Source organism: Deltaproteobacteria bacterium (genome assembly GCA_016234845.1).
GTDB lineage: Bacteria > Desulfobacterota > Deferrimicrobia > Deferrimicrobiales > Deferrimicrobiaceae > JACRNP01.
Genome location: JACRNP010000090.1, coordinates 1 through 15,472, shown reverse-complemented (window position 1 = coordinate 15,472; position 15,472 = coordinate 1). Strand labels below are relative to the sequence as shown.

The following is a 15,472-nucleotide window of genomic DNA, read 5'->3' as shown; positions in this document are numbered from 1 at the left end:
CGGAAGGGGGAGGAAGACGGATGTTCCACGGGGCGATCGTAGCGACCGTCACGCCGTTCCGGAACGGGAAGCTGGACGCGGCGGGGCTGAAAAGGCTGGTGGAGTTCCAGATCCGGAACGGGACCGCCGGGATCGTCCCGTGCGGGACGACCGGAGAGTCGGCGACCCTCTCCCACGACGAGCACCGGCAGGTGATCGACCTCGTGGTCGAGGCGGTCGACGGCAGGGTGCCCGTGATCGCGGGGACCGGTTCCAACAACACGAGGGAAGCGGTCGCCCTCACCCGGTACGCCAAGAAGGCGGGCGCCGACGCGGCGCTCGTCATCACGCCGTACTACAACAAGCCCACGCAGAAGGGGCTCGTCGCCCACTTCACCGAGGTCGCCGGGGCCGCGGACATCCCCCTGGTGCTCTACAACGTTCCCGGACGGACGGGCGTCAACATGGCGGCGGAGACGGTCGCCCGCCTCTCCGAGGTGCGGAACATCGTCGGGGTGAAGGAGGCGTCCGGGAATCTCGCGCAGATCTGCGACATCCTCTCGATGACCCCGCGGACGTTCTGCGTGCTGTCGGGGGACGACGGGCTCTTCTTCCCGATGCTGGCCCTGGGCGCCAAGGGGATCATCTCCGTGGTCTCGAACGTCGCGCCGCGCCTGATGGCGGATCTCTACGACGCGTTCTCTCTCGGACAGGTCCACCGCGCGCGGGAGATCCACTTCCGCCTGTGGCCGCTCATGCAGGCGTTGTTCATCGAGACGAATCCGATCCCGGCGAAGACCGCGCTCGCCATGATGGGGAAGGTCCGGGAGGAGTTCCGGCTCCCGCTGTGCGCGATGTCCGACGGGAACCGGAAGGCCCTCGCGAAGGTCCTCTCCGGCCTGAAGATCCTGTAGGGGGCGACGCGTGCCCGGCGTCGCGGTCTGCGGAGCCATGGGGAGGATGGGCCGGGCGATCCTGTCCGTCCTCCGGGACGGCCCGTCGGGTCTTACGCTGTCCGCGGCGGTGGAGGCCCCGGGGCACCCGCTCCTGTCGCAGGACGCCTTCGCGGCCGCGGGGGCGGGGTCCGGGGGCGTCGGGATCACCGACGATTTCCGCGCGGCGATCGCCGCCTCGGACGTGGCCATCGATTTCACGAGCGCCGAGTCATCCTCCCGGAACGCCCTCGCCGCCGCAGCCGCCGGAAAGCCGATCGTGATCGGCAGCACCGGGCTCTCGCAGGGGCAGATGGAAATGCTGCGCGAGGCGTCGGGGAGGATCGCGATCGTGCACTCCCCCAACATGAGCGTCGGGGTGAACCTGATGTTCCGGGTGGCCGCCGAAGTGGCGGGGGTGCTCGGGGACGACTACGACGTGGAGATCGTCGAGACCCACCACCGGTTCAAGAAGGACGCCCCGTCGGGTACGGCGGTCCGACTGGCCGAATCGGTGGCCTCGGCCCTCGGCCGGAAGATGGGGGAGGTCGGCGTGTACGGCCGGGAGGGGATGGTGGGGGAGCGCACCCGCAAGGAGATCGGCGTGTTCGCCGTCCGCGCGGGAGACGTGGTCGGCGAGCACACCCTCGTGTTCGGGGGGATCGGCGAGCGGTTCGAGATCACGCACCGCGCGCACAGCCGCGACACCTTCGCCCGCGGCGCGGTCCGCGCCGCCGGGTGGGTGCTCGGGAAGCCGGCCGGCCTCTACGACATGGCCGCCGTCCTCGGACTCGGGAAATGAGGATCGGGCGGTACGAGTACGGAGGCACGGCACGGTACGGTCTGATCGACCAGGGCGCGGGGACGGTGCACGAGATCGCGGGAGAGCCGTTCGACGAGGTGCGCGCCACCGGGGTGATCCGGCGGCTGGCGGATGTCCGGCTCCTCGCGCCGGTCTCGCCCGGCAAGATCGTCGCGGTGGGCTTGAACTACAAGGACCACGCGCGGGAGATGGGAAAGAGCATCCCGGAGGACCCGCTCCTGTTCCTCAAGGCGCCGTCGGCGGTAAACCGCCCCGGGGGGGACATCGTCTACCCGGCGCAGTCCGCAAGGGTGGATTACGAGGCGGAGCTCGCGGTGGTGATCGGCCGGCGCGCGAAGGACGTCGCGGCGGATGACGCGGCGGCGTGCATCCTCGGGTACACGTGCATCAACGACGTGACGGCGCGCGACCTCCAGGCCCGGGACGTGCAGTACACGCGCGCCAAGGGGTTCGACACCTTCGCGCCCCTCGGCCCCTGGATCGAGACCGAGCTCGACCCTTCCGCCGTTTCCGTCCGGTGCATCGTCAACGGCGAAACCCGGCAGGACGGCAACACCCGCGAGATGGGCGCCTCGGTGTTCCGGCTGATCGAGTTCATCAGTTCGGTCATGACCCTTTTCCCCGGCGACGTGATCGCCACGGGAACGCCTCCCGGCGTCGGCTCGCTCTCCGTGGGGGACGTCGTGACGGTGGAGGTCGGGGGGATCGGCGCCCTCACCAACCGGGTGGTCGCGCCGTAGCGCCGGTGGACGCCGTCCTCCTGCTCGGCAGCAACCAGGGGCGCCGCGTCCGCCGGATACGGGACGCGGTCGCCGCCCTGGGGCGCGAATCGGAAGTGCGCGCGGTGTCCCGGATGTACGCCAGCGAGCCGTCCGGCAGGGCCCATCAGCCGTGGTTCCTGAACCTGGCGGTCCGCCTCTCCACGGACCTGTCCCCCCGCGGGCTGCTGGCCCTGGCGAAGCGGCTGGAGGAGGCGGCGGGGCGGCGGGGCGGCGCCCGGTGGGGACCGCGTCCGCTCGACGTCGACATCATCCTGATGGGGGATTCCGTCGTTTCGGAGCCGGGACTTTCGATCCCCCACGAATCCATGGCGGTCCGGCGGTTCTGCCTGCTCCCCGTGTCGGACGTCGCCCCGGACGCGATCGTCCCCCCCGGAGGCAGGACCGTCGCGCAGCTGCTCGCTGCGTGCGAAGACCCACTCGAGGTGATGGCCCTATGAGGTCGAAACGGATTCCCCGGATCGTCGCCATGCTGCTTCTCACGGTGCTCTTTCCGCTCGCCGGTTGCAAGAAGAGCCAGCCCCCCCAGCCCGCGGGCGACGGCGAGCCGATCCGGCTCAACGCGCTGGCGGAGATCGAAACCTACAAGGAGATCCTGCGGAAGGATCCCGGAAACCTGCAGGCGCTGATCGGGATCGGGAACCTCTACTTCGACACGAAGCAGGACCTTCTCGCCATCTCCAGCTACCAGAAGGCGCTTGCCGCGGACCCCTCGAACGCCAACGTGCGCACGGACATGGCGGTCTGCCTGCGCCGGACGGGGAATTTCGACCGCGCGATCGAGGAGCTGCGGAAGGCGATCTCCATGAATCCGCGCCATGCCCAGTCGCGGTACAACCTCGGCGTGATCCTGGTCAACGACAAGCACGACCTGGAGGGCGGGGTGAAGGCCTGGGAGGGGCTCCTGGAAAACGTGCCGGACTATCCGTACCGGGACAGCCTGAAAGCCGAGATCGCGCGGATGCGGTCGATGAAGGAGTCCACGAAGCCGAAGTTCAAGTAGATTCGCCGAACGCGATACGGTTCCATCTTTTTGTTGACACGTGCCCCTCGTTCCAATATATCTAACAGTGTTTGTTTTTCAATAAAACAGCGATTGGCCGGGGGGATCCATTTCCATGGTACGCCGAGACAAGTCGAACTATATCATCCAGTCCGTCGCACACGCACTCGACGTGCTCGAGGAGTTCCGGGGCGACATGGACGAGCTCGGCGTCACCGAGCTCAGCAAGAAGCTAAAGCTGCATAAAAACAACGTCTTCCGAATCCTCGCCACCCTCCAGTCCAGGAATTACATCGAGCAGAACCGTTCGAACGACAATTACCGGCTCGGGATCAAGTGCCTCGAGCTGGGGCAGACTTTCATCCGGCAGCGGGGGTTGCTGAAACAGGCGAAGTCCATCCTCGAGGAACTTGCCGGAACGACCGGCGAGACGAGCTACATCTCCATCCTGCGGGGGAACGAGGTCGTTTACCTCGACGCGGTGGAGACCACGTCCACCGTGCGGGTCGTGTCCCGCGTGGGACTCCACATGCCGATCCACGCAACGGCCGCCGGGAAGGCGCTGGTCCTGTTCGATTCGGACGAGGAGCTCTCCAAGCGGTTCTCCGGGGAGGTCCCCCGGTTCACGAAGAACACCAAGGTGCAGGTCGCCGAAATCCTGAAGGACCTTTCCTCCGCGCGGGAGAGGGGGTACGCCACCGACCTCGAGGAGTTCGAAGAGGGGCTTCGGTGCATCGCCAGCCCCATCCAGGACTACACCCGCAAGGTGGTGGGGGCGATCAGCGTCACGGGACCCGCGCACCGGCTCCCGGACGACCGGATCGCCCAGGTGGTCGGACCCGAAGTCGACCGTGCGGCGAAGGCTCTCTCCGCGCGGCTCGGTTTCCGCGAGTAGACCGGGCCGACCGAAACACCCACCGCATCCCGTCTTCTTGACAGCGGTTCCCGCCGGGCGTACCTTCGTCCGGTGAATGACGATTCATCCACGAAAGGGGTGCGTCGATGCCCAGGCGGAGTCCGAAAAACGGTGCGGACAAGCGGGATCGGATCCTTCGCGCCGCCATCCGGATCTTTTCACAAAAAGGGTTCTTCAACTCCAAGGTGGCGGAGATCGCCCGCGCGTCGGGCGTGGCCGACGGGACCATCTACCTCTACTTCCGGAACAAGGACGACCTGCTGATATCCCTTTTCGAGGAGAAGATGGGGGAGGTCGTATCCGACGTCCGCCGGCGGATCGCCGCCGGGAACGGCGCTCTCGGGAGGCTCAAGATCTTCATCGACAACCACATGGACCTTCTGGAGCGCGAGGCCGGGCTGATCGAGGTGATCCAGGTGGAGCTCCGGCAGAGCAGCAAGTTCCTGAAGGACTACACCCCCGTCAAGTTCTTCGACTACCTCGAGGTCATCAGCGACATCCTCGAGGAGGGGAAGCGGGAAGGCGTCTTCCGGTCCGACCTGAACGTGGGGGTCGCCCGCAGGGTCGTCTTCGGCGCGATGGACGAGCTCTCGCGCACGTACATCCTTTCGAAGAAGCCGAAGTACCACCCGTCCGTCACCGCGGACGAAGTGTACCGGATCCTCTCCGAAGGGCTCCGCTCTCCGGGCGTGGCGGCCGCGGGCGGCTAAAACCGCGCGGAGCCCCGGCATCACCCTTCGCGGCGGGAAAGCGCCAGGAGGCGCTCCGCCGCATCCGAAAATCCTTCACGGCACGGAAGGGACGACAGGAACCGTTCCGGGATCCCGGACGCGCCGACGTACGCCCCGGACAACGCCCCGGCCATCGCCGCGATGGAGCGCGCGTCCCCTCCCTGCCCGACCGCCGGCAGCACGGCGCCGGCGAAATCCCCCGGGGAACGGAGAAAGCACCCCAGGGCGAAAGGGATCCCTTCGTGGGCCGCGGCTCCGTTGCCCAACTCTTCCTGCATCTCGTTGACCGGGGCGCGGCGCAGGAGAAGCGCCGGCAGCTCCGCGCCCAGTTTCCGCCCGACGGTCGGGGCCGCCCGTCCCGTCCTCGGCTTGGACCCCCGTTCCGGCTCGATTCCGGCGATCACCGGGGAGAGGGCCCGGGGAAAGGAGAGCACGTCCAGCGAACCCGGGACCGAGTGAAGGGTGCGCGCGACCGCGCACGCCTGTGCGATCGCCGCCGCGATCGCCGCCGGGTGCGGGTGCGACAGCGAGGCCAGGATCCCCGCCTCGAGCTTCAGTCGGCGGAAGTTTCCCGCCCGAAGCAGGACCAGCGGGAGGACGAAGACGCCCGGCGTCCCCTCCGGCTGGATTTCACCGGCTTCGTGCCACGGAAGCCCGCGCTCGAGAAGGTTCCTCGCGAACCCGAGCAGCCCCGGCGAATCGTCCCGCCGGACCGCGCGGGCCAGCGCATCGGCCGTCTTTCCGGGGTCCAGCAGCCCGTCGGGAAGGAGGGAGAGGGAAACCGCGAGCAGGGGAGAGGCCGGCGCGGCCGCCCCCGCTCCCCGCGCCGGCTGGATCGCCGGCAGCTCCGACGGTTCGCCGTACAGCTCCTGCACGTCCCGGGATGTCAGCCCCAGGGTGACGGTTCCCAGCATTTCCCCGATGGCGGACCCGAGCATCGCTCCGAGGAACCGGTCCCGGTAGTCGATCCCGTCCACGAACGAGAGGGAGAGGTTCTCCCCCCGGGACAGGAACGCGGGGATCCGGTTCCTTCGGACGAGGAACTGGTAGATCGCCTCGGGTTCCCCGGCGAACAGGAACGGCTGCTCCGCGTGCCGCGCGGAGGCCCTGCGCACCTTCTGCTCCGCGATCCGCGCCATCGACTGCGCCATCTCCCAGAAATCCTCGTTGCCCGGGACCGGTATCCGGGGCAGGGCGGCGCGAAGGCGGGAAACGATCTCCCCGGGTTCCTCGAGCGGCGTCGCGCCCCCCGCTTCGTCCGGCGGAGGATCCTGGTTTCCGGGGAACTCCTTCGGAGAGGAGGCGAGGACGGGGGTGTCCGATGCCGCGGCCGAATGGATGGGCAGGTAGTCTCCGTAGTGCATTCCGCAGATCTTCCGGATCTGGCTCGATGAGAACTGCATGGATTCAAGGATGCGGAACAATGTTTCCGGCCGCGGGACATGATCCGTGTAGACCACCTGCCGAAGAACCTCGTAGCTCAGCCGGAGACCGGGGCGATCCGCGTGGAACCTCCGCAGCGACGGAAATCCCAACGTTTTCAATCGTTTCTTCAAGAGATTCGAAAGGGTGTTCCCTGACGGGGAGTCCACTGTCATCGCTTCCTCCCTGGCGGAACCTGCTCTGCGGGAAACGGGTGCCAAGACGGATTGTATAAAAACAACCCGGGTTGATAAAGAAAAAAGGGAAGTTGCCGGGCGGCAACTTCCCTTGCAACGATAATCGCTCTCGATGGGTGAGGGGCTAAATCGACTCCGCGACCAGCTCGGCGACGTCCTTCGCCTGCACCGAATCCTCGAGGTTGTTGAACTTGATCGCGTCGTCGAACATGATGAGGCAGTAGGGGCACGCGGACCCCACGGCGTTCGAACCGGTCCGCATCGCCTGGTCGAAGCGCAGGTGGTTGATCCGCTTCCCCGGCGACTCCATCCACATCCCGCCGCCGCCCGCCCCGCAGCAGAATCCGCGCTCCCGGTTCCGCTCCATCTCGTTCAGGGAGATTCCCGGAATGGCGCCCAGCGCCTCGCGGGGGGCGTCGAAGACATCGTTGTGCCGGCCGAGATAGCACGAGTCGTGGAACGCCAGCGCGAGGTTGTTCGCCTTCCGCGGCACGAGCTTCCCCTGCGCGACGAGGTCCCGGATCAGGACGGAGTGGTGGATGACCTCGACATTCACGCCGAACTGCGGGTACTCGTTGCGGAAGGTGTTGAAGCAGTGCGGGCACTGGGTGATCACCTTCCTCACCTTGTAGCCGGCGAACAGCTCCTTCACCATTTCGACCATCCCGAGCTGGAAGAGCCCCTCCTCTCCCATCCGGCGCGCCGATTCGCCGCAGCACATCTCCTCGGACCCGAGGGTGGCGTAACTCACCCCCGCGCGGTTGAGGAGCGACACGATCGCCCGGGTGACCTTCTGGTTCCTCGGGTCGTACGCCCCGGCGCACCCCACCCAGTACAGGTATTCGAACTCCTTCCCGTCCGCGGCGAACGGGACGTCCACCCCCGCGGCCCAGGCGATCCGGTCGTCCTGCGGCAACCCCCACGGGTTCCCCGTGTCGCCCATCTTCCGGAGCGCGGTCCGCACGGTGTCGGGGATCTTCGAGGAGGCGACGTACCCGCGGCGGACGTCGACGATCATGTCGATGTGCTCGATCAGGACGGGGCACGCCTGCATGCACGCACGGCAGGTGGTGCACGCCCAGATCTCCTCCGGGGTCAACACCTCGCGGGCGAAGTCGGGGACGATCCGCTTCCCCGTGGACTTGTCGATCGACGCCGCGGACGGCACGAGGCCGCACCGGATGTCGGCGCCGAGCTGCTCCTTCGTCTTGAGGACCACGTCGCGCGGCGACAGCGGCATCTCCGCGGCGTAGGCGGGGCACTCGTCCTGGCACCTCCCGCACTTGGTGCATCCGTCGGCCGAGAGGAGCTGCTTCCAGGAGAAATCCTCGACCGCCAGGACGCCGGGCTTCTCCTCCTCCTCGATGTCCGGGATCGGCTGGAGCGCCCCCTTCGGGCGGGACGTGCGGAGGAAGACGCTCGCCGTCCCGGTCCCCATGTGGATCATCTTCGTGAACGGGATCGAGCCGAGGAAACCGAAGGCGATCAGGAGATGGGCCCACCACAGCGCACGGTGGACGGAGAGGATCTCCGAAAGCGGCATCCCGCCGAACAGGAGCGGCGCGAGGGCGTTGCTGACGTAGGAGACCGGGGCGATCGCGGGGTGCGTGGCCGCGATCCGGGACGTCTCGATCAGGAAGCCGGTGACGCCGATCGCGCCGATCAGGAGGAGCTGCAGCAGGTCGTCGTTATCGCGCGTCAGCCCTTCCGGACGGAAGAGGGCGCGGCGCACGAGGGCGCCCGCGACGCCGAGAAGGAGCAGCGCCCCGAACGTCTCCGCGAACAGCTTGAAGACGATGTAGAAATTCCCGTCGAGGATCATCACCCCGAAGTCGTACTCCACCGCCACGAGGCACGTGACGATGAACAGGACGATGAACGCCGAGAAGATGCACAGGTGGACCAGCCCGCCGAACTTCCGGTCGAGCACCCGCCGTTGCCCGAGGGCGAGCCGGAAAACGTCGAGCAGTCGTCCTCGGAGGCCGTCGAACCGGTCCTCCCGCTCCGCACGGCCCCTGCGGTACGCCTCGACCCGGGTCCACGCGCCCCAGGCGACGACCAGCAGGAGCACCGCCAGGAGGGAGTACATAACGACCGCCGCCTCGTGCGGCAGGTTCCACATGATTTCCCGGCCGACCGTCTTCATCGGGTGAACGCTCCTTGATGGACTGGGAAGGACCACTGCAATCTTATCGCAAACCGGCTCCGGTTTTTTGGATATACTTTTCCCACCCACCACGGAGTGACGAGAGGAGTCCGATGCCCGAGATCGCCGTCGCAGGGGAGACCGTCCACTTCCAGGACAGCGTGAAGGCGAGCCCGCACACGGTGGTGTTCCTCCACGGGGCGGGAGGCTCCCACCACACCTTCCGCGACCAGTGGGCGGGCTTGAAGGGGACCGTGCGCATCGTGATCCCGGATCTTCCCGGCCACGCCCGGAGCGGGGGCTCTCCCCGGGAGACGGTTTCCGCCTACGCGGAGTGGGTCGGGGAGTTCGCGCGGGAGCTGGGGCTGTCGAAGATCGTACTGGCCGGCCACTCCATGGGGGGGGCGATCGCGCTCCAGTCCTTGCTGGACGGGGTTCCGGGGATCGAGGCGCTCGTCCTGATCGGTTCCGGGGCGCGCCTGAAGATCGCGCCGGCGGTGTTCGAGGGGATCTCCTCCCGGTACCGGGAGTTCGCGCCGGAGCTCGTGGGGTGGATGCTCTCCTCCGCACCCGCCTCCGAGCTGCGCGACGACGTCGTGGCCGACGTCCTCTCCACCCGGCCGGAGGCCTTCCTCGCCGACTTCCGCGCGTGCAACGGGTTCGACGCGATGAGCCGCCTCGGAGAGGTCCGCGTCCCGACGCTCGTGGTGAACGGGGACGACGACCGGCTGACGCCGCTCAAGTACGGGCAATACCTCGCGACGAACATCGACGGGGCCGTGCTCAAGATCGTCCACGGCGCCGGCCACCTCGCCATGCTCGAGAAGCCCACCGAGGTCAACGCGGTCATCGCCGCGTTCATACACTCCCTCGAGGGGTAAGCCGCCGCCCCGCGTCGTCGTTCCCGGCGTGATAGACTTTTCCGATGCACCCTGAAGCCCTCTCCGCGCTCGGGAATCTGCTCGGCGACCGGTTGCGGAGCTCCCTCGAGACGCGCATCTGCTACTCGTACGACGCGACGGGAAACCGTTTCCTCCCCGACGCGGTCGCCTTCCCCGTCGACGCCGAGGAGGTGCGGCAGGTCGTCCTCCTCGCCAACCGCCACCGGTTCCCGGTGGTCCCCCGCGGCGCCGGCTCCGGGTTTTCCGGCGGCTCGCTCCCCGTCCGGGGCGGCGTCGTCCTGTCGACCGAGCGGATGGACCGGATCGTCGCGATCGACCCGGTGAACCTGTACGCGGTCGTCGAGCCGGGCGTGGTGACGGAGAACCTCAAGGAGGCGGCGCGCAAGGCGGGCCTCTTCTATCCTCCGGACCCGGCGTCGCTGAAATTCAGCACCATCGGCGGGAACATCGCGGAGTGCGCGGGCGGGATGTGCGCGGTGAAGTACGGCGTCACGCGCGACTACGTGCTCGGCCTCGAGGCGGTGCTCGGCACGGGGGAGACGGTCCGCACGGGCGTCACCACCGCGAAAGGAGTGGTCGGCTACGACCTGACGAGGCTGCTGGTCGGGTCGGAGGGGACGCTGGGGATCGTCACCCGGGCGACGCTTCGGCTCGTGCCGCTCCCGCAGGCGGCGGCGACGCTGCTGGCACTTTTCCCGGGCAACCGCGCGTCGGTTTGCGCGGTCAACGCGATCGTGGCCGCCCGGATCACCCCCTCCGCGATGGAGCTCATGGACCGGACCGCCATCGACTGCGTCCAGGCGGCGGCCCCGGTGGCGCTCCCCGAGGGGACCGGCAGCGCGCTCCTCCTGGAAGTGGACGGGACGGTGGAATCGGTCGCGAGGGAGACGGACCTCCTCGAGGAGACGTGCCGCGCCGGCGGGGCGCTGGCCGTCCGGCGAGCGTCCGACGCCCCGGGGAGGGACGAGCTGTGGAAGCTGCGGCGGTCGATCTCCCCGGCGCTTCGCCGGATCGCCCCGGTCAAGCTCAACGAGGACATCGTCGTGCCGCGCAGCCGCCTGGCGGACATGTTCGAGTTCCTCGCGGAGCTCGCGGAACGCCGAAGGGTGCGGATCGTGAATTTCGGCCACGCCGGGGACGGCAACATCCACGTGAACATCCTGATCTCCGGGACCGACGCGGACGAGACGCGGCGGGCGGAAGGAGCGGTGGAGGAGGTGTTTCGCAGGACCGTGGAGATGGGCGGCACGATCTCGGGCGAGCACGGGGTCGGGATCTCGAAGGCCCCGTTCCTCGAGATGGAGGTCGGCCCGCTGGGCGGGATCTCGAAGGCCCCGTTCCTCGAGATGGAGGTCGGCCCGCTGGGCGTCTCCGTGATGAAGCGGCTGAAAGGATGCTTCGACCCGAACGGGATCCTGAATCCCGGGAAGATCTTCCTCGACGAGGCCGCGGTGAGAGGGTGAGGGACCCCGACCTCAAGGCGCTGACCGGGCTGTGCGCGAAGTGCGGCACGTGCCGGACGGTTTGCACCCTCTACCCGGAACGGAAGGCGGAGATCGCGGTGGCCCGGGGGAAGGTGGCCCTGGTCGACGCGGCCCTGTCCGGGGAGGATCCCGACGCGGCGTCGATCCAGGAGGCGCTCACGGACTGCCTCCTGTGCGGGCGGTGCGAGCGGGCGTGCCCGAACCAGGTGCTCGTCGAGGAGATCGTCATGAAGGGGCGGGCCGACCTGGCGGAGGAGATCGGCATACCGGCGTGGAAGAGCGTCCTCTTCGGGAAGGTGATGGCCTCCCCCGCCGCGACGGAGGCCGCGCGGATGGCGGCGGCGGCCGCGGAGCGGCTCCTGCTGGCGAAGGTCCCCACCCGGAGCGGCCTCCACTACCGGTTCCCGGAAGGGATCGGGGGGGGGAGGACGGTCCCGGAGCTCCCGGCGAAAGGGTTCATCCGGTCGCTCCGCAAACGGGAGGCGGTGTCCGGCGAAACGATGCTCTTCGTCGGGTGCGTCTTCGACCACGTCTTCCCGCGGGTGGGACGAGCGGCGTACGAGACGGTGAAGGCGTCGGGAAAGACGGTGGCGGTGTTCCGGGACGCGGCGTGCTGCGGACTCCCGGCCATGGTTTCGGGCGACCGGCGCTCGGCGTCGGCGTGCGTGGAGGAGAACATCCGGCGCCTCCGCGCGGCGGATCCCGGGGAGATCGTCTTCCCGTGCGGGTCGTGCCTGCTCATGTTCCGGCGGAACGTGTTCTCGCTGATCCCCCGCGCGAATCCCCTGTACGAGGACGCGGTCTTCGTCGCCGACCGCTCGGTGGACTACGCGAGCTTCATCCTCTCGTCGGGGGCGGTCGACCGGCTGCCCGATCCTCCGGAAGGCGAGCGGGTCGGCGAGATCGGGTACCACGACCCGTGCCACCTGTCGGGCACGCTCGGGAAGGGACCGCAGGCGCGGGAGCTGCTCTCCCGGGCGGTCGGGGACGCGTTCGGAGAGATGGCCGGAGCCGACCGGTGCTGCGGGTACGGGGGCACCTTCAACGCGCGGGATTACCCCACCTCCTCCCGGATCGGGGAAAACAAGGTTTCGGCGGCGGCGCGCGGCGGCACGAAAGTGGTCTCGACCGCCTGTTCGGGCTGCATCCTGCAGATGCGGGACATGGCCGCACGGGTCGACCCTTCGGTGCGCGTCGTGCACATCGCGGAACTCGTCCAATACGCCTTTTCCGGGGAACGGGAGGGCGCCCGGCGTCGTTGACACCCCGGTTTCCGGGATGGTATGTAACTTCATTACCTTGCGTCCAGGAGGAGTGGATGTCGCTCCAGGAAAAATTCGAGGAGTTGCGCAAGAGAAACGCCCTCGCGGTGGAAGGGGGCGGCCGGAAACGGATCGAGACCCAGCACGCGCAGGGAAAGCTGACCGCGCGGGAGCGGATCGGGCTCCTCCTCGACCCGAACACCTTCGTCGAGCTCGACCGGTTCGTCCAGCACCGGTGCGCCGATTTCGAGATGGAGAAGTTCCTCGGGGACGGCGTCGTCACCGGGTACGGCCAGGTCAACGGCCGCCTCGTGTACGTCTTCGCGCAGGACTTCACCGTGTTCGGCGGCTCCCTGTCCGAGACGTACGCCCAGAAGATCTGCAAGATCATGGACCACGCCTCCCGCAACGGGGCGCCGGTCGTGGGCCTGAACGATTCGGGCGGGGCGCGCATCCAGGAGGGGGTGCAGAGCCTCGCCGGGTACGCCGACATCTTCCTCCGCAACACCATCTATTCCGGCGTGGTCCCGCAGATCTCGGCGATCATGGGGCCGTGCGCCGGGGGCGCGGTCTACTCCCCCGCGATCACCGACTTCATCCTGATGGTCAAGAACACCTCGTACATGTTCGTCACCGGCCCCGACGTCATCAAGACGGTCACGCACGAGGAGGTCACCAAGGAGAACCTCGGCGGCGCCATGTCCCACAACGAGCGCAGCGGGGTGGCGCACTTCGCCGCGGAGGACGAGAAGGAGTGCCTCTACCTGATCCGCGAGCTCCTCTCCTTCGTTCCCCAGAACAACATGGAGGACCCCCCGGCCGTCACCCCGAAGGATTCCCCGGACCGCGCGGACGAGTCGCTGAACAGCGTGGTCCCCGACATCCCCACCAAGCCGTACGACATCCGGGACGTCGTGAAGAAGGTGGTGGACGACGGGAACTTCTTCGAGATCCAGGAGCACTACGCGAGGAACATCGTCATCGGCTTCGCGCGGATGAACGGGCGGACCGTCGGCATCACGGCGAACCAGCCGGCGATCCTGGCCGGCTGCCTCGACATCAACTCCTCCATCAAGGGGGCGCGCTTCGTCCGCTTCTGCGACGCCTTCAACATCCCGCTCCTCACCTTCGTGGACGTGCCGGGCTTCCTCCCGGGCACGACCCAGGAGTACGGCGGCATCATCAAGCACGGGGCGAAGCTCCTCTACGCCTTTGCCGAGGCCACGGTGCCCAAGGTGACCGTGATCACCCGGAAGGCGTACGGCGGGGCGTACGACGTCATGGCCTCCAAGCACATCCGGGCGGACGTGAACTTCGCCTTCCCCACCGCCGAGATCGCGGTGATGGGGCCCGACGGGGCGGTCAACATCATCTTCCGCAAGGAGCTCGTGAAGTCCGACAACCCGGACAAGACGAAGGCGGAGCTCGTCGCCGACTACCGGGACCGGTTCGCCTCCCCGTACAAGGCCGCGGAGCTGGGGTACATCGACGAGGTCATCATGCCGTCGGAGACGCGGCCCAAGGTCATCAAGGCGCTCGAGATGCTGAGGAACAAGCGCGACAGCAACCCGCCGCGCAAGCACGGCAACATCCCCCTGTAGGAGGGCCACGTGTTCCGGAAGATCCTGATCGCCAACCGCGGCGAGATCGCCGTCCGCGTGCTGCGCGCCTGCAAGGAGATGGGGGTCCGGACGGTGGCCGTCTTCTCCGAGGTCGACCGCCGCGCCCTCCACACCCGGTACGCCGACGAGGCGTACTGCATCGGTCCGGCGCCCGCCCGCGAATCGTACCTGGTCATCGACAAGATCATCGACGCCGCGAGGCGGAGCGGCGCGGAGGCGATCCACCCCGGATACGGTTTCCTCGCCGAGAATCCGCTCTTCGCCGACCGGTGCGAGAAGGAAAGGATCCAGCTGATCGGGCCCTCGGCCTACGCGATGCGGACGATGGGATCCAAGACGCTCGCCCGGAAGACGGTCCAGGCGGCCGGGGTTCCGGTCGTGCCGGGGACGGTCGAGCCCATCTCGACGGAGGACGAGGTGTTCCGCGTCGCGAAGGAGATCGGTTTCCCCGTGATGCTGAAGGCCACGGCCGGCGGCGGCGGCAAGGGGCTGCGGCTCGTGCGGGAGGAATCGGAGCTGCGGTCGTCCCTCCGGATGGCGAAGTCGGAGGCCAAGTCCGCCTTCAGCGACGACTCGGTCTACATCGAGAAGTACATCGAGAACCCGCGCCACGTGGAGGTGCAGATCCTCGGGGACCGGCACGGGAACTACGTCCACCTGTGCGAGCGGGAGTGCTCCATCCAGCGGCGCCACCAGAAGGTGATCGAGGAGTCGCCGTCCGTCATCATCACCCCGGAGACCCGCGCCGCGATGGGGAAGGTCGCGATCGAGGCGGCGCGCGCGGTGAAGTACGAGGGGGCGGGCACCATCGAATTCCTCGTGGACCGCAAGCGGAACTTCTTCTTCCTCGAGATGAACACGCGGCTCCAGGTGGAGCACCCGATCACCGAGATGGTGACCGGCGTCGACATCGTGAAGGAGCAGATCCGCGTGGCGGCGGGGGAGAAGCTCGGGGTGCGGCAGGAGGACGTGAAGCAGACGGGGCATGCCATCGAATGCCGGGTGTACGCCGAGGACCCGGAGAGGGGCTTCATGCCGTGCCCGGGCACGGTCACGTCGCTGCGGATCCCGGGCGGCCCGGGCGTCCGGGACGACTCGGGGATGTACGCCGGGTTCGAGATCCCGATCTACTACGACCCGATCATCTCGAAGCTGGTCGCGTGGGGGAAGGACCGGACGGAGGCGATCGCCCGGATGAAGCGCGCGCTGGCCGAGTACGTGGTCACCGGGGTGAAGACCACCATCCCGTTCCACATCCGCGTGATGAACAACCG

Annotated in this window: 14 protein-coding genes; 12 read left to right on the top strand and 2 right to left on the bottom strand. The window is 68.1% G+C overall.

The window, feature by feature from the left end; all coding sequences use genetic code 11:
- Positions 1-20: 20 nt before the first annotated feature.
- The 7 genes from HZB86_06755 to HZB86_06725 all read left to right on the top strand — a co-directional run bounded on the left by HZB86_06755 (position 21) and on the right by HZB86_06725 (position 5,142).
- Positions 21-893, top strand: coding sequence for a 4-hydroxy-tetrahydrodipicolinate synthase (locus HZB86_06755; GenBank protein MBI5905237.1), 873 nt, complete (start codon positions 21-23; stop codon positions 891-893).
- A gap of 10 nt (positions 894-903) precedes the next feature.
- Complete coding sequence (locus HZB86_06750) at positions 904-1,713, top strand: 4-hydroxy-tetrahydrodipicolinate reductase (GenBank protein ID MBI5905236.1); 810 nt, start codon at positions 904-906, stop codon at positions 1,711-1,713.
- Positions 1,710-2,474 (top strand): fumarylacetoacetate hydrolase family protein, encoded by a 765-nt coding sequence (locus HZB86_06745; protein ID MBI5905235.1) that lies wholly within the window; start codon positions 1,710-1,712, stop codon positions 2,472-2,474. Before HZB86_06750 ends, HZB86_06745 begins: the two co-directional genes overlap by 4 nt.
- Before the next feature lie 5 nt (positions 2,475-2,479).
- Positions 2,480-2,953 carry a 2-amino-4-hydroxy-6-hydroxymethyldihydropteridine diphosphokinase gene (gene folK, locus HZB86_06740; protein MBI5905234.1) on the top strand — a complete coding sequence of 158 codons (474 nt, stop codon included), beginning with the start codon at positions 2,480-2,482 and terminating at the stop codon, positions 2,951-2,953.
- Positions 2,950-3,516, top strand: a complete 567-nt coding sequence (locus HZB86_06735) for a tetratricopeptide repeat protein (GenBank protein MBI5905233.1) — start codon at positions 2,950-2,952, stop codon at positions 3,514-3,516. Before folK ends, HZB86_06735 begins: the two co-directional genes overlap by 4 nt.
- A 115-nt stretch (positions 3,517-3,631) precedes the next feature.
- Entirely contained in the window at positions 3,632-4,411 is a 780-nt protein-coding gene (locus HZB86_06730; GenBank protein ID MBI5905232.1) for an IclR family transcriptional regulator, read from the top strand.
- 107 nt (positions 4,412-4,518) lie between these two features.
- Positions 4,519-5,142 carry a TetR/AcrR family transcriptional regulator gene (locus tag HZB86_06725; GenBank protein ID MBI5905231.1) on the top strand — a complete coding sequence of 208 codons (624 nt, stop codon included), beginning with the start codon at positions 4,519-4,521 and terminating at the stop codon, positions 5,140-5,142.
- Positions 5,143-5,162: 20 nt separating this feature from the next.
- On the opposite strand, the gene HZB86_06720 is transcribed toward HZB86_06725, so the two are convergent.
- Together HZB86_06720 and HZB86_06715 are read right to left on the bottom strand one after the other, a co-directional pair.
- Complete coding sequence (locus tag HZB86_06720) at positions 5,163-6,719, bottom strand: ADP-ribosylglycohydrolase family protein (GenBank protein MBI5905230.1); 1,557 nt, start codon at positions 6,717-6,719, stop codon at positions 5,163-5,165.
- A 187-nt stretch (positions 6,720-6,906) separates the two neighbouring features.
- Positions 6,907-8,928 carry a (Fe-S)-binding protein gene (locus HZB86_06715; GenBank protein MBI5905229.1) on the bottom strand — a complete coding sequence of 674 codons (2,022 nt, stop codon included), beginning with the start codon at positions 8,926-8,928 and terminating at the stop codon, positions 6,907-6,909.
- Between the two features lie 113 nt (positions 8,929-9,041).
- Here HZB86_06715 and HZB86_06710 point away from each other — a divergent pair, with 113 nt between their 5' ends.
- The 5 genes from HZB86_06710 to accC all read left to right on the top strand — a co-directional run.
- Positions 9,042-9,809, top strand: coding sequence for an alpha/beta hydrolase (locus HZB86_06710; protein MBI5905228.1), 768 nt, complete (start codon positions 9,042-9,044; stop codon positions 9,807-9,809).
- Positions 9,810-9,853: 44 nt separating this feature from the next.
- Entirely contained in the window at positions 9,854-11,293 is a 1,440-nt protein-coding gene (locus HZB86_06705; protein ID MBI5905227.1) for an FAD-binding protein, read from the top strand.
- On the top strand, positions 11,290-12,576 hold the full coding sequence (locus HZB86_06700) for a (Fe-S)-binding protein (GenBank protein MBI5905226.1): 1,287 nt from the start codon (positions 11,290-11,292) through the stop codon (positions 12,574-12,576). The genes HZB86_06705 and HZB86_06700 overlap by 4 nt, the downstream gene beginning before the upstream one ends.
- A 56-nt stretch (positions 12,577-12,632) precedes the next feature.
- Entirely contained in the window at positions 12,633-14,177 is a 1,545-nt protein-coding gene (locus HZB86_06695; GenBank protein MBI5905225.1) for a methylmalonyl-CoA carboxyltransferase, read from the top strand.
- A gap of 9 nt (positions 14,178-14,186) precedes the next feature.
- A partial coding sequence (gene accC / locus HZB86_06690) for an acetyl-CoA carboxylase biotin carboxylase subunit (GenBank protein ID MBI5905224.1) occupies positions 14,187-15,472 on the top strand: 1,286 nt, incomplete at its 3' end.

Excerpts from the sequence above, each read along its gene's own strand:
- HZB86_06755 (MBI5905237.1), top strand. The coding sequence starts at position 21 with ATGTTCCACGGGGCGATCGTAGCGACCGTCACGCCGTTCCGGAACGGG.
- HZB86_06745 (MBI5905235.1), top strand. The coding sequence starts at position 1,710 with ATGAGGATCGGGCGGTACGAGTACGGAGGCACGGCACGGTACGGTCTG.
- HZB86_06735 (MBI5905233.1), top strand. The coding sequence starts at position 2,950 with ATGAGGTCGAAACGGATTCCCCGGATCGTCGCCATGCTGCTTCTCACG.
- HZB86_06730 (MBI5905232.1), top strand. The coding sequence starts at position 3,632 with ATGGTACGCCGAGACAAGTCGAACTATATCATCCAGTCCGTCGCACAC.
- HZB86_06725 (MBI5905231.1), top strand. The coding sequence starts at position 4,519 with ATGCCCAGGCGGAGTCCGAAAAACGGTGCGGACAAGCGGGATCGGATC.
- HZB86_06715 (MBI5905229.1), bottom strand. The coding sequence starts at position 8,928 with ATGAAGACGGTCGGCCGGGAAATCATGTGGAACCTGCCGCACGAGGCG.
- HZB86_06710 (MBI5905228.1), top strand. The coding sequence starts at position 9,042 with ATGCCCGAGATCGCCGTCGCAGGGGAGACCGTCCACTTCCAGGACAGC.
- HZB86_06705 (MBI5905227.1), top strand. The coding sequence starts at position 9,854 with ATGCACCCTGAAGCCCTCTCCGCGCTCGGGAATCTGCTCGGCGACCGG.
- HZB86_06695 (MBI5905225.1), top strand. The coding sequence starts at position 12,633 with ATGTCGCTCCAGGAAAAATTCGAGGAGTTGCGCAAGAGAAACGCCCTC.